The following is a 12,856-nucleotide window of genomic DNA, read 5'->3' as shown; positions in this document are numbered from 1 at the left end:
ACCCCACACCACCCCGCCAGTGACCCCGCAACGCTCCGGCCGAGACCCCGCAACGCGACCCGGTCCGCCGTCGTCTGTTCGCGACCGTGGTTGACGGCCTTCATCGGCGCGTCGGGCGCGACACACCGGTCAAGGGCCGGATCAGGCGGCCGATCCCGGTCGGAAACTCATCGCGACGCCCACGTCAACGCCGTGACGCCGTTGAGCGTCCCGACGAAGACCCGGCTGCCGGAGAGCGTCGGGGTCACGAAGTGGGCCACGGGCCCGAGCTGCGCCTGCTCCAGGACGTGGCCGGTTCCGGGGTCAAGGGCATAGAGCTCGCCGGTGCCGTAGTCGACGACCCACACCGCGCCCGCGCCCGTCACAGGCGAGCCCGCCGCGTGCAGGGGCAGCTTCCAGCCCGTTCGGATTGCGGCGGGTTCGGCGACCGTCACCTGCTGCAGCCCGTCCCGGCATGGTACGTAGAGGGTCATCCCCGTCACCGCCGCCGCCCCGAAGGCCCGGCACACGCTGGCCTGCGCGAGCGAACCACCGATCCCGCCGAGGTGGTTGGGGTCCAGGAGGTAAGCCGTGCCGCTCTTGCCGTCCATGAACACGTACGGTCCCACCCGGACGGGCGTCGTCGAGCCGAGGTCGGCGTCGCTCGCGTTCTCCTGGGCCCACGTGGTCGGCGCGAAGAAGTCGGTGCGGCGCAGCGAGGCGTCGAGGGAGAGCACCGAGTCGGAGCCGTCGTAGCTCGTGGTCGACTCACCATTGCCCACCCCGACCAACAGGCGTGAACCGTCGACGGCGGGGCCGCCCGGCGCCCAGATCCCGCCTTCGCGGGGCGTGGGCACCGCGTAGGAGTCGATCGGCCCGCCGCCCGACGTGGAGACGGAGAGGACGGTGCCCGTGTAGTCCGAGCAGTCGCCGTAGAGCCCGCCGTAGGCGACGTAGACGCGGCCCCCCAGGAGGGCGAGCGCGGCCCGCTGCTGGTACGCGAGGGGGTTGCCGCGGGGAGGCTCGACGTCGCGGCGCACCACGAGCGAGCCGTCCTCGGCATCGAGGCCGACGAGTTCGTGGTGGCCGCCGGAGAGCTCCGCGACCGCGAAGACCAGCCCGGTGTCCGGGTCGTAGACCGGTGTTCCCGTGATGCCCAGGGGGTCAATGTCGCCGCAGGGAAGCGCCGACCGAGGGACGGGCGAGCCGAGGTTGCGCTGCCACACGATCCGCCCGGTCGCGGCGTCGAGGGCGTAGACCGTGTCCGACTCCGTCGCCGCGATCACCCTGCCTCGGACCACGAGCGGCTCGCCGTAGACGGCGCCGTCGAGCTGTGTGGTCCACGCGGTGCGAAGCGGCCCCAGGGCAGGCAGCCCCGTCGCGGCCCCGGTGCGGGCCGCGTCTCGGTGATACGTCGGCCAGTCGTCCGGCAGGAGTGGTTGGGGGCTGCGCGCGCCGGGGGACGCCGTCAAGGGGACGCTGGCGGTCTGGATGGGCGGCGCCGTCGTCTGCGGCGACGTGCAGCCGGCCACGAGGACGAGAGCCAAGGTGGCCGCGGCCCGCAGAAGCCCACCAAGCGTCCCGCCCGCCGTCGTCCCCGCCATGCCTCTCGCGCCCATCGTGATCCCGCCTCCTCCAAGGCCGAGCACCGCTGCTTCCAAGGGTGGCACGGAAGGCGACCACGCGCCGCCCCGCAGGTGACAGGCGTTGCCCGTGGTGATAAAGCGTAAGGGGAACCATCAACGCACCAGAAGGAGCCAGCCGTGACCACCATGAGCCCCGCTGAACCCGGTTACCGCGTCCTGAACCCGGCGACGGGCGAGGTTGTCGAGACGTTCGCCACGGCGACCGACGCCGAGATCCAGGCCGCGATCGCGGCGGCCGCCGCTGCGTACCAGACGTGGAGAGACGTGCCCATCGCGGATCGGGCCCCGATCGTGGCCCGCGTCGGGGAGCTGTTCGCGGAGCGCGCCGACGAGCTCGCGAAGATCATCACCACAGAAATGGGCAAGCCGCTCTCGCAGTCGCGCGGCGAGGCCGAGTTCGCGGCGGACATCTTCCGCTACTTCGCTGCGCAGGGTCCCGCGCTCGCCGCGGACCAGGAGATCACGACGTTCTCAGGCGGCCGTGCGGTGGTCCAAAGGCTCCCGATCGGGCCGCTCCTGGGCATCATGCCGTGGAACTACCCGTACTACCAGGTGGCCCGCTTCGCCGCGCCGAACCTCATGCTCGGCAACACGATCCTGCTCAAGCACGCCGAGAACTGCCCGCGCTCGGCGCTCGCGATCCAGCAGATCATGGACGATGCCGGGGTCCCGGCCGGCGCCTACGTCAACGTCTTCGCGAGCCACGCGCAGGTCGCGGACATCATCGCGGACCCGCGCATCCAGGGCGTCTCGCTCACGGGTTCCGAGCGCGCGGGGGCGATCATCGGCGAGCTCGCGGGAAGGAACCTCAAGAAGGCCGTCCTCGAGCTCGGCGGCTCGGACCCGTACGTGGTGCTCGACGCCGCCGACGTGGCCGGCGCGGCCGCCACCGCGTGGGCCACGCGCATGGAGAACACGGGCCAGGCGTGCAATTCGAACAAGCGCATGATCGTCGCCGACGGCATCTTCGACGACTTCGTCGCAGAGCTCACGGCCCGCGCCCAGGGCCTCATGCCGGGCGACCCCGCGGCCGACGTCGAGGGCACGTTCGCCCCGCTCTCCTCCCGCGCAGCCGCGGAAGGCCTCGCCCTACAGGTGCAGGACGCCGTGGACAAGGGCGCGACGCTCCACGCTGGCGGCGTCCTCGAGGACGGCAATGCCGCGTACTTCTCCCCCGCCGTCCTCACGGGCGTCACCCCGGACATGCGCGCCTACCGGGAGGAGCTCTTCGGACCGGTCGCCGTGGTCTACAAGGTCGCGGACGACGACGAGGCCGTGCGCCTCGCGAACGACTCGCCTTACGGCCTGGGCGGCGCCGTGTTCTCCGACGACCCCGAGCGGGCCGCTCGGGTCGCCTCGCGGCTCGAAGTCGGGATGTCCAATGTGAACATCCCCGCGGCGGAGGGGGCGGAGATGCCGTTCGGCGGCGTCAAGCGCTCGGGCTTCGGGCGCGAGCTCGGCCCGCTCGGCATGGAGGAATTCGTGAACAAGCGCCTCTTCTTCATCGCGGACTGATTCAGGCGCCCGCCGAGCGGCACGCGGTGATCCCCCTCCGCGCCCAGTCGACCTGATCGGGCGTGCCGACGCGGACCGCCCATTGCTCGGAGAGCTGGAACTCCACGAGCGCACGGTGCGCCTCGCCGGCGTCGAGCAGGTGCCACCCGAGGTTGCCGTGCAGCCCCACGCACCAACGCTGGACGCGCGGCGAGTGGGCGCCTGCGGCGTACTCGACGCCGGCACGCGTCCACGATTCGGCGTGGCCGTCGTCGGCGAGGGCGAGCATGTGCAGCGCGTCCGCCGCGAGGAACTCCTCGCCGAGATGCTCCCCGAGCTCCGCCGCCTGCTCGAAGAGCGGGACGGCCATCGCCGCGTGCCCCGCGGAGTTGAGCACTCGGCCCCGCTCGAGGAGGACGCGGACCGCGATCGTGGGGTCCTGCTCGGCGTCGACCGCGTCGAGGATCGCATCGGCTTCCTCGAAGCGGCCCTGCAGGCCGATGGCCCGCCCAAGCTGCGTGGTCAGCTCGGCCAGCTCGACGCCGTCGTACTCAGGATCGTCGAGTGCTCGTCGGAAGGCCTCCTCCGAGGCCGCAGGGTTGTGGAAGTCCCACAGGTGGTCGAGGGTGGCTTGCTCGAGTGTCATCGGGCCAACCCCGACCATCCGAGCGATTCCCGCTGGCCCTTCGGGAGCGACGCGACCACGAGGTCGTACGAATCCTCGACCATGTCCCGCACGGCACCCACGGACAGCTCTCCGTCGAGGCGCACGCCGTTCCAGTGCTTCTTGTTCATGTGGTAAGCGCCCGTGATCTCCGCATGGGCCGCGCGCAGCTGCACGGCGAGCGCCGGATCGCATTTGAGCGAGAGCGACAGCGGCCGCTGCTCCGGGCGGATCGCCGCGAACATCTTGCCTTCGACGGCGGAGCCCGCCGAGGCGAGCGGGCGGACTTTGTAGACGGCAACTTCGGGCCCAAACGGGTAATCCTCGTAGGCCCCTGGGAAGGACAGGCAGAGCTCTCTCACCGCATCGGCATCCATGGCCTCAGCCTAACCGCGCTTGCCTCCCCTCGCAGGGGAGGCAAGCGCCGCGTCAGGCCTGCCGGTGTTCGACGTCGACGGGCGAGCCCCGCAGGCGAACGCGCTACTCGGCCCCGATGAACCGCTCGAGGTTCAGCACGGTGAGGCCCGCCGCGAGCTGGGCCGCACGGAACGCCTCGAGGTCGGCCGCGAACTCCTCCCGGAAGTGCATGAGCACCACGTCGCCGGGCCGCAGCCCGTTGCCGTATTGGTAGTCCATGTGGCTGGCGTTGACCTTCGTCTCCCAGTCCACGAGCGCCTTGATGCCGGCGTCGGCGCAGGCCTTGCGCATGACGTTCGAGTACGCGCCGCCGGGCGGGCGGAAGAGCGTGGGGCGACGCCCGAACGTCGCCTGGGCGTAGTCCTGCATGCCCTTGATCTCCGCGAGCTGGTAGGCGTAGGCCTTCGTGGACATCTGCACGTCGTGGCTGACTGTGTGGTTCTCCACGAAGTCGCCCTCACGCATGAATTGGCGGAAGTAGTCCGGGCTGTCCTGCACGAAGTTCTTCGTGAGGAACATCGAGATCGGGTAGTTGTACTTGCGCAGGAGGTCGATCGCCTCGGGCTTCTTCGTGATGCCGTCGTCGATCGTCAGAAAGACGACGGGCTGCTTCGTGGTCACGCGCGTGATGACGGGAGCCAGGCCGTTCTGGATCGGCGGGAGCTTGAAGTCGGACTCGAAATGCGGCGGCGCGGGCGGGGCGGACGCCGGTGCCTGATCTGAGGAGTCGGCCGCCATCTGGACGCCGGTGTCCCGGGGGATGTCCGCGACGGGCGTCGCGTGCGGCGGCTGCAGCTCACCGCTTGCGCTCAGCGCCCCGCCCACGGCGGCAGCGCCGAGGATCGCCAGCGCGGCGCGACGGGTCGGATGGAAGCGGGCAGGATCAGGCATGGAATCCCCTGGGAGGGCGAACGGGTCAGTGCTTAGCGTACGGCAAGCACATTAACGTCCGGATAACAAGTCAAATGCCAGGACTCTTGGCTCGGCGCCATGCTTCCTGCGCCGGGCACGAGTTCATGACGACGTCGAGGCCGGCCTTCTTGGCCCGCTCCGCGGCGGCCTCGTCGATCACTCCAAGCTGCAGCCACACGGCCTTCGCACCCACCGCGATCGCCTCGTCCACCACCTCACCGACACGCTGTGAGTTCACAAAGCAATCGACGACGTCGATCGGGTGCAATTCGGGCGGGATGTCCGCGAGGTGCTTGTAGCCGGTCTCGCCGTGGACGTCCTCGCCGCGGGGGTTGATCGGGATGATGCGCTGGCCCAGCTCGTCACGGACGAACTCGGACACTGAATAGGCGGAGCGCCACTGGTTCTGGCTCAGTCCCACGATGGCCCACCGGCCAGACGTGTTCATGAGCCGTTCGATGACCTCGGGATCGTTGACATGTCCCATAACCTCACTCTACGCCGCGCGTTCCGGAATCTGGCGGAAGAGCCGCGGGGCCGGTTCCGCTGTAAGGGAACCGGCCCCGCAGGCCTTTGTCGCGACAGCGAGAAGGCAATTACGCCTTCGCGCCCTCGACGGCGGTCTCCTCGCGGTCCACGTAGCCGTAGAGCTCGGGGAGGATGAACCTCGCGGCGAGGAAGCCGATGAGGGACAGGACCGAGACGGCCAAGGTCGCCCCGACCTTGCCCCACGAGGCGGTGATGATCGGGAAGATGAACGCGCCGAAGAACGAGGCGGCCTTGACGAACACGTACCCGAAGCCCGAGGCCGTGGCCCGGAACCGGGACGGGGCGACCATCGAGGTGATCGTCATGCCGTTCGAGGCGTCCCAGTAGTGGCCCCACATGAGCACGCACGCGCCGATCACGATGAGCCACTTGATGTCCGCCCCGAGCGCGAACGCGCCGATGAGCAGGCCCACGAACGCGAGCCCGAAGCCCCACATCGACACGCCGCGGTGGCCGATCCTGGTGATCATGATCGGGGCCACGAAGCCCGAGATCGTGGCCAGGACGTAGATCCCCGCGGTGACCAGGTTCGTGCCGGTGATGTTCGTGTTCGCGGCCGTGCCGACCACCCCGACCCCCGCGCTGACCAGGATCACGGGCAGGTAGAAGCCGAACGCGGTGAACTCCGCGCCCTGGCACGCGTTGGAGATCCAGCCGAAGATCGTGGCCCGGCGGCGGGTCCTGTCGGCCCAGATGACCTTGAGGAAGTCGCCGACCTTGGGCTTCTCGATCTCCACGTCCTCATTCGGGAGCATGTCCAGCGAATCGTTGAAGAGCTTCTGCGACACTTCCTTGGCCTTGACGAACTGCCCGCGCTGGATGAGCGACATGGGCGTCTCCGGCAGGTTCAGCCGGGCCAGCAGCAGGATCAGCGCCGGGACGGCACCGATGGCGAGGGCCACGCGCCACAGGATGGCGTGGTCCATGCCCGCGGCGTACATGATCGTGATGACGACGATCGAGAAGACCTCGCCGAGGCCGAACATGAACTGCCAGCGGCTGCCCATGACCTCGCGGGCGCCCTTGGACATCGACTCCATGATGTAGGCGTAGCCGTTGGAGATGTCGGAGCCGAGCGGGATGCCGATGAGGAACCGGATGATGATCAGGTCCCACACGCCCACTGAGAACCCTTGGACGATGGCGAGCACGATGAACAGGACCATCGTGAGGATGAACACGCGCTTGCGGCCCAGCCTGTCGGCCACGTAGCCGCCGATCAGCGCACCGAGCAGGGCGCCGCCCTGAACGCCCGCCGTCACGAGGCCCAGTTCCACGGCCGTGGGGTGGTACTCCGCCGAGATAAACACGAGCACGAACGAGATCGCATAGAGATCCCACGCCTCGATCAGGATCGTCGCGATCATCATCCAGCCGCCGCGGCGACTGGAGGTCGTTCCATTCTTGTTCAGAAGGACGTCGGTCGCCTCATCGGACAACCGACGAATGGTGGTCTGGTCCATCATCGCCTTTCTCGCTGGGAACCGACATGCGTCGCACAGGCCAGCGAGGCGGTGTGGGATGACGCCATAGTCACTCCTAGATGGTGTTTTACATCTGATCTTCGTCTTCCAGATGCGGCTTAGATCATACCTAAAAGCGTGAGGGACGCAACAGCTATGATGTAGGGACCCCTTTTGGCCCGATCACCGACGATCCTCCTAGGAGTCCACATGGCGCACGCCGGCCCGCTTGCCACGCCCGGCCCCTCGGCTGCGACCGGCTTGCACGCCAAAGTGCTCGAAGAGGTGGGCTCCGCGATCGCGGGCGGCTCCCTCCCCGCGGGCCGCGTCATCCAGATCGAAGAACTCGAGGAGCGCTACGGCGTCTCACGTTCCGTGGTCCGCGAAGCCGTGCGAGTGCTCGCGTCCATGGGGCTCGTCGCGATGCGGCGCCGAGTCGGCGTCCAGATCCAGCCCGAGTCAGCATGGAACCTCTACGATCCCCAGGTGATCCGCTGGCGCCTCGCCTCGACGGGGCGGTACGCGCAGCTGAGGTCGCTCACGGAGCTGCGCGCCGCCGTCGAACCCGAGGCCGCCCGCCTCGCCGCCCTCAGGGCGCCGCAGACCGCGACGGCGGAGCTCATGACCCTCGCCGGCGAGCTGTGGGCGGCCGGGCACGAGACCGGCCTCGAACGGTTCCTCCGGCTCGACATCGAGTTCCACCGCCGCATCCTCGAGGCCTCGGGCAACGAGATGTTCTCGACGCTCCACCCGCTCGTGGCCGAGGTGCTGTCCGGGCGCACGCATCTGGGGCTCATGCCCGAGCGGCCGCACGCAAACGCCCTCCAGCTGCACCTGGACGTGGCCGTCGCGATCCAGCGCCAGCGCGCCGACGAGGCCCACGACGCCATGCGGGCGATCATGACGCGGACCATGTCCGAGGTCAGCGAGTTCTTCTCGCCGCTCGACCAGCCCCTCTGACGGCCAGACGGGTCAAGCGGCGGAGATCAGCGGGAGGACGGGTTAGAGGCCCACACCGAGGACTGACGGTGTCTTGAGGTGCCGGGGAGCACCCTGGATGGCAGCCGCCTGGGGAACCCCGAGGTCCTGCAGCTCAAGGTGCCGTGCGGACTGCTGATTCGACGCGGCGGCAGAGGCCTGCTGATCCTGGCTCTGCGCCGAGCTCGGCTGAGCCGCCCCGTTGCTGAACGACTGGCCGCTCGCGTTCCCACCCTGCGACTGCGCAGCGGAAGCCGACCCGCCGTCGTCGTTCATTGCGCCCGCCGAGTGCCGCCCCGCGGAGCCGCGGACCGCCTGGGCGATCATCGTCTCGGCGGCGGCGAGAGCGTTCCGCGCGTCGTCTTCGAGCTTCTGGGCGGCGTCCTCGACCCGGTGCCGCGGCGCCGCAGCGGCGGCCGTGGTGCCCGACTCGCCTGCGCCGGTCGCGGGCGCGCTCACCGGGGTGTCCCGGGAGGCCGGCACGGCGACAGCCGGAGCCCGGTCCGCGCTCGTCGTGTGGCCCGCCGAGGACTGCGCGGGAGGCTGGGCGGCCCGAACGGACGACGACGGGGCGTCGCCCGAGTAGTCCACCCCGCCCAGCGCGGCGACGCCCGAGGCGCTGAGGCCGACGCCGGCCACGACGGCCGCACTGATCATCGCGCCGCGGTGGCGCTTGCGCGGGGCGGCGCGCACGGCCGCGAGCTCGATCGGCACCGCGAGCTTCTCGAGCGCTGCGTCCGCGGCGCGGCTCCCGGCACGGCTCGGGGTCGGCGCGGCGAAGAGCGCCGTGGAGCCCCCGGCATTCGCGAAGAACTCGGCAAGCGCACCCGTCGGCTCGGGAGCCTCCGCCGGGCTCAGCGCGCGGAGGGATTCGAGCGCCCGGCCTAGCGCGGCGTCGTGCGCCAGACCCGCCTCGGCGAGGACGTCCGCCACCGGATCCCGCCTCGATTCGCTGCTCACTCAGCCATCACCCCTTCCGAAACCATCTCTCGCAAAGCCTTGAGGCCCCGCCGTTGAAGCTGTTTGACGGCGCCCGGGGTCTTCCCGAGGACCGTCGCCACATCGTCGATGCTCAGCTCGCCGACGATGCGGAGCATGAGCACATCGCGCTGCTCGGACTTGAGCGCGCCGATGAGCAAGTGTGCGTCGGTCTGGCCGGTGCGGGCCAGCGCCTCCGATTCCGCGGAAGGGACCTCGCGGAAATCCAGGAGCGGGTCGTAGTCGACGTTGAGCGGGCGGCGCTCGGTGCGCCGGTAATAGTCGACGGCGCGCGCATGCGCGACCGAGAAGACGAAGGTCCGAAGTCCGGCAACGCCGCCGGTGATTTCCCCGATCCGCGGGAGGACGCTCAGGAAGACGTCCTGCATGAGCGCCTCCGGATCGTCCACGCCCCGGGCCCCGAAATAGCCGATGACCGCCGGGGCCATCGCACGGTAGACGCGCGCAAAGAGATCCGGTTCGGGATGAACGCCAACCACGAGGTCTTGATCCGTGAGCACGTCCGGCACGTTTTCCCCGCTCCGTAGAGTCATCCCCAAACCGTCCCAGTGTATAGGTACGGCGGTCCGCGCGTGCACCTGATCCGAGACGTAGTAGAAGCCGGGCTGGAACATGATGGGGGACAGATTCCAACCCGGCTTCCACCTACGTGATCGCGCGAAGCGGCCCGAAGGTTACGCGCGAGTCAGATTTTTTTGGGAAGTTGTTTTTTCCACGTTTCCGGGCCTCATCGACCCACCGTGACGGCGCCGGCCCGCCTAGTCGATCAGGTCCCGGACCACAATGGTCTGGTCGCGGTCCGGACCCACGCCGATCGCCGAGAACCGCGTGCCGGAGAGCTTCTCGAGGGCCAGGACGTAGTCGCGGGCGTTGGCCGGGAGGTCATCGAGCGTCTTCGCGCCCGAGATGTCCTCGGTCCAGCCGTCGAAGTACTCGAAGAGCGGCTTCGCGTGGTGGAACTCGGTCTGCGTCATGGGCATCTCGTCGTGGCGCACGCCGTCGACGTCGTAGGCCACGCACACCGGGATGCGCTCAATGCCCGTGAGGACGTCGAGCTTCGTGAGGAAGTAGTCCGTGAAGCCGTTCACGCGGGAGGCGTGCCGGGCGAGCACCGAGTCGTACCAGCCGCAGCGGCGCGGGCGGCCCGTGTTGACACCGAACTCGCCGCCCGTCTTCTGGAGGTAGGTTCCCATCTCGTCGAACAGCTCGGTGGGGAACGGGCCCGCGCCGACCCGCGTCGTGTACGCCTTGATGATGCCGATCGCGCGGGAGATGCGTGTGGGGCCGATGCCGGAGCCCACGGACGAGCCGCCCGCCGTCGGGTTCGACGACGTCACGAACGGGTACGTGCCGTGGTCAACGTCGAGGAACGTCGCCTGGCCGCCCTCCATGAGCACGACCTTGCCGTCGTCGAGCGCCTGGTTGAGCACGTAGGTCGAGTCGACGACGAGCGGCCGCAGCCGCTCCGCGAAGCTCAGGAAGTAATCCACGGTCTCGTCGACGCCCACCGCGCGCCGGTTGTAGACCTTGACGAGGAGCTCATTCTTCTGGCGGAGCGAGCCCTCGACCTTCTGCCGCAGGATCGACTCGTCGAACACGTCCTGGACGCGGATGCCGAGCCGCGCCACCTTGTCCATGTACGCGGGGCCGATGCCGCGGCCGGTCGTGCCGATGGCGCGCTTGCCGAGGAAGCGCTCGGTGACCTTGTCGAGCGTCTGGTGGAAGGGCGCCACGAGGTGCGCGTTCGCCGAGACCCGCAGGCGCGACGCGTCGCCGCCGCGCGCCTCGAGGCCGTCGATCTCCTCGAAGAGCGCCTCGAGGTTCACCACGCAGCCGTTGCCGATGATCGGGATCGCGTTGGGGCTCAGGATGCCGGCCGGAAGGAGCTTGAGCTCGTACTTCTGGCCGCCGACCACGACGGTGTGCCCGGCGTTGTTCCCGCCGTTGGGCTTGACTACGTAGTCCACGCGGCCGCCGAGCAGATCGGTGGCCTTGCCTTTGCCCTCATCGCCCCATTGGGCTCCGACGATCACGATTGCGGGCATGGATTCCTCCCCGAGGGATACCGCCTCCGGCCCGGCTGGCCGAACGCATACGTGGAAAAACCCCGACTCTGGCGCGCGGCCGCCGTTCAATCCGTGCACGGAACGGCTGCGCGGCAAGAGTGCCGGGGCTCTTGCCACCCAAGTCTACCCAAGGGGTGCGTAGAACCGCCCACAGCGGGAAACAGACGTGCACGAACGCATCTGGGGAGGACACAGTGGACGGCACAGCTTCCTTTCGGCCCCCGCCGAATTCCCCAACGTCAGTTCCAATTTCCCCAATTTCAACGCTGCCGGCGCGGCGGATCCGCGGTCGACAACGGCGTGTCCCTCCGTCGTCTCCAGAAACCAGGGGAGGTCGGCGGAGAAGGTGGGGAACTCGGCGGCAGGCGGGCTCGCCCGGGCTAACTACAGCTGTGCGGGAGTTGGCACGCCCCCGTCAGGCGCCCAGGACCCTGTCCAGGTACGCGTTCCGGAACTTGCCCTCCGGGTCCCGCTTCGCCACGAGCTCGCGGAAGTCCCCGAACCGCGGGAACAGCCGCTCGAGCGAGTCGGTCGGGACCGTGAACAGCTTCCCCCAGTGCGGCCGGGCCGCGAACGGTGCGAGCGCGGCCTCGAGCTCGGGCAGGAACGCCTCGACCTCGGCCTGCAGCGGCCGCCACGTGAAGTGCAGCGCCACGCTGTCCTGCCGGTACGAGGGGCTGAGCCAGAACTCGTCCGCCGCGACGGTCCGCACCTCCGAGACGAACAGGAGCGGCGCGAGCCTCCCCGCGAGCCCGCGCACCGCGGCAAGCGCCCCGGCCGCCTGGGCGCGCGGCAGCAGGTACTCGGTCTGCAGCTCGTCGCCCGCGCTGGGCGTGAACTCGTGCCGGAAATGCGGGAGCCGCTCGAGCCACGGCCCCGGCACATCAAGCTGCTGCGTGCAGTTCAGGGCGTCCATGTCCGGCAGCGGGTGCCGGGCCACCGTGGCGGCCACCGCACCGTGGAAGCCAGAAGGAGAACCAGCGGCGCCACCTTCGCCACTGGCGTCCACCCGCACCTTCCGCCACACCTGGGGCACGGTGTCCCCGGCGTAGTCGGTGAACAGCGAGACGCTGTACCCGTCCCCGGCCACGGCGTCGTAGTCCGCGAGCACGGTCGCCCACGGAAGGTTCTCGAAGACCTGCTGCCGCACCAGGTACGTCGGCTCGACCGCGAGCTCGAGCGCGGTCACGATCCCCAGCGCGCCCAGGCCCACGACGCTGCCGAAGAACTCGTCGCCGTCGCCCTCCTCGACCCTCTCCACCTCCCCGGAGGCCCGGACGAACTCCACCGCCCTCACGGCCGAGGCCAGCGCGGGGCTCGCGATCCCGGACCCGTGGGTCCCGGTCTGCACCGCCCCCGCCACGGAGATGTGCGGGAGCGAGGCCATGTTGTGCAGCGCCCAGCCCTGGGCCTCGAGTGCGAGCCCGAGGTCCCCGTACGTGAGGCCGCCGGCCACGCGGGCCACCCGCCGCGCCGAGTCCACCTCGACCCCGCCCGGCAGCCGGTCCAGCACCACCTGCAGCCCGGCCGTGTCGGCCACGTCATTGAAGCAGTGCCGCGAGCCCAGCGCCTTCACGCGCTCGGCCGAGGCGACGAGCTCCGCGAGCTCCCCCACCGACTCCGGCCGGGCCACGGAGGCCGCCGAGTACTCAAGATTTCCAGCCCAGTTCTTCATGTATCAGCCTTCGA

12 protein-coding genes are annotated in these 12,856 nt (G+C 69.7%); 2 read left to right on the top strand and 10 right to left on the bottom strand.

Translation table 11 applies throughout. The annotated features are described in order from the left end of the window. Positions 1-167: 167 nt before the first annotated feature. Positions 168-1,598, bottom strand: a complete 1,431-nt coding sequence (locus ACOKR1_RS02945; RefSeq protein ID WP_422935282.1) for a PQQ-binding-like beta-propeller repeat protein — start codon at positions 1,596-1,598, stop codon at positions 168-170. A gap of 153 nt (positions 1,599-1,751) precedes the next feature. Between ACOKR1_RS02945 and ACOKR1_RS02940 the strand changes: the two genes are divergently transcribed. After that, on the top strand, positions 1,752-3,140 hold the full coding sequence (locus ACOKR1_RS02940; protein WP_422936722.1) for an NAD-dependent succinate-semialdehyde dehydrogenase: 1,389 nt from the start codon (positions 1,752-1,754) through the stop codon (positions 3,138-3,140). Between the two features lies 1 nt (position 3,141). Here ACOKR1_RS02940 and ACOKR1_RS02935 read toward each other — a convergent pair whose 3' ends face one another. From ACOKR1_RS02935 to ACOKR1_RS02915, 5 genes are all read right to left on the bottom strand, one after another. Further along, positions 3,142-3,765 (bottom strand): hypothetical protein, encoded by a 624-nt coding sequence (locus ACOKR1_RS02935; RefSeq protein ID WP_415855776.1) that lies wholly within the window; start codon positions 3,763-3,765, stop codon positions 3,142-3,144. Then, entirely contained in the window at positions 3,762-4,160 is a 399-nt protein-coding gene (locus tag ACOKR1_RS02930; protein WP_422935281.1) for an MmcQ/YjbR family DNA-binding protein, read from the bottom strand. The genes ACOKR1_RS02935 and ACOKR1_RS02930 overlap by 4 nt, the downstream gene beginning before the upstream one ends. Before the next feature lie 103 nt (positions 4,161-4,263). Further along, on the bottom strand, positions 4,264-5,091 hold the full coding sequence (locus tag ACOKR1_RS02925) for a polysaccharide deacetylase family protein (protein ID WP_422935280.1): 828 nt from the start codon (positions 5,089-5,091) through the stop codon (positions 4,264-4,266). A 70-nt stretch (positions 5,092-5,161) separates the two neighbouring features. Next, positions 5,162-5,599: a CoA-binding protein gene (locus ACOKR1_RS02920; protein ID WP_422935279.1), complete on the bottom strand. Its 438-nt coding sequence runs from the start codon at positions 5,597-5,599 to the stop codon at positions 5,162-5,164. Positions 5,600-5,708: 109 nt separating this feature from the next. Continuing rightward, positions 5,709-7,124, bottom strand: a complete 1,416-nt coding sequence (locus ACOKR1_RS02915; RefSeq protein WP_422935278.1) for an MFS transporter — start codon at positions 7,122-7,124, stop codon at positions 5,709-5,711. 210 nt (positions 7,125-7,334) lie between these two features. Between ACOKR1_RS02915 and ACOKR1_RS02910 the strand changes: the two genes are divergently transcribed. Further along, on the top strand, positions 7,335-8,084 hold the full coding sequence (locus ACOKR1_RS02910) for a FadR/GntR family transcriptional regulator (protein WP_422935277.1): 750 nt from the start codon (positions 7,335-7,337) through the stop codon (positions 8,082-8,084). 42 nt (positions 8,085-8,126) lie between these two features. Here ACOKR1_RS02910 and ACOKR1_RS02905 read toward each other — a convergent pair whose 3' ends face one another. The 4 genes from ACOKR1_RS02905 to ACOKR1_RS02890 all read right to left on the bottom strand — a co-directional run bounded on the left by ACOKR1_RS02905 (position 8,127) and on the right by ACOKR1_RS02890 (position 12,842). Next, a complete protein-coding gene (locus tag ACOKR1_RS02905) occupies positions 8,127-9,062 on the bottom strand; it encodes a hypothetical protein (RefSeq protein WP_422935276.1) in 936 nt (311 codons plus the stop codon). Next, a complete protein-coding gene (locus ACOKR1_RS02900) occupies positions 9,059-9,634 on the bottom strand; it encodes an RNA polymerase sigma factor (RefSeq protein ID WP_422935275.1) in 576 nt (191 codons plus the stop codon). The genes ACOKR1_RS02905 and ACOKR1_RS02900 overlap by 4 nt, the downstream gene beginning before the upstream one ends. A 225-nt stretch (positions 9,635-9,859) precedes the next feature. After that, positions 9,860-11,146: an adenylosuccinate synthase gene (locus tag ACOKR1_RS02895; protein ID WP_422935274.1), complete on the bottom strand. Its 1,287-nt coding sequence runs from the start codon at positions 11,144-11,146 to the stop codon at positions 9,860-9,862. Positions 11,147-11,582: 436 nt separating this feature from the next. Then, positions 11,583-12,842, bottom strand: coding sequence for a D-arabinono-1,4-lactone oxidase (locus ACOKR1_RS02890; protein ID WP_422935273.1), 1,260 nt, complete (start codon positions 12,840-12,842; stop codon positions 11,583-11,585). Between the last annotated feature and the right edge of the window lie 14 nt (positions 12,843-12,856).

The sequence above is a fragment of the Sinomonas sp. P47F7 genome (assembly GCF_049332655.1).
Classification (GTDB): domain Bacteria; phylum Actinomycetota; class Actinomycetes; order Actinomycetales; family Micrococcaceae; genus Sinomonas.
Note: the sequence above shows the minus strand (reverse complement) of the source record. Positions and strands in the feature narration are given on the sequence as shown.

Excerpts from the sequence above, each read along its gene's own strand:
- ACOKR1_RS02935 (WP_415855776.1), bottom strand. The coding sequence starts at position 3,765 with ATGACACTCGAGCAAGCCACCCTCGACCACCTGTGGGACTTCCACAAC.
- ACOKR1_RS02895 (WP_422935274.1), bottom strand. The coding sequence starts at position 11,146 with ATGCCCGCAATCGTGATCGTCGGAGCCCAATGGGGCGATGAGGGCAAA.
- ACOKR1_RS02925 (WP_422935280.1), bottom strand. The coding sequence starts at position 5,091 with ATGCCTGATCCTGCCCGCTTCCATCCGACCCGTCGCGCCGCGCTGGCG.
- ACOKR1_RS02920 (WP_422935279.1), bottom strand. The coding sequence starts at position 5,599 with ATGGGACATGTCAACGATCCCGAGGTCATCGAACGGCTCATGAACACG.
- ACOKR1_RS02910 (WP_422935277.1), top strand. The coding sequence starts at position 7,335 with ATGGCGCACGCCGGCCCGCTTGCCACGCCCGGCCCCTCGGCTGCGACC.
- ACOKR1_RS02945 (WP_422935282.1), bottom strand. The coding sequence starts at position 1,598 with ATGGGCGCGAGAGGCATGGCGGGGACGACGGCGGGCGGGACGCTTGGT.
- ACOKR1_RS02900 (WP_422935275.1), bottom strand. The coding sequence starts at position 9,634 with ATGACTCTACGGAGCGGGGAAAACGTGCCGGACGTGCTCACGGATCAA.
- ACOKR1_RS02940 (WP_422936722.1), top strand. The coding sequence starts at position 1,752 with ATGAGCCCCGCTGAACCCGGTTACCGCGTCCTGAACCCGGCGACGGGC.
- ACOKR1_RS02915 (WP_422935278.1), bottom strand. The coding sequence starts at position 7,124 with ATGGACCAGACCACCATTCGTCGGTTGTCCGATGAGGCGACCGACGTC.
- ACOKR1_RS02890 (WP_422935273.1), bottom strand. The coding sequence starts at position 12,842 with ATGAAGAACTGGGCTGGAAATCTTGAGTACTCGGCGGCCTCCGTGGCC.
- ACOKR1_RS02930 (WP_422935281.1), bottom strand. The coding sequence starts at position 4,160 with ATGGATGCCGATGCGGTGAGAGAGCTCTGCCTGTCCTTCCCAGGGGCC.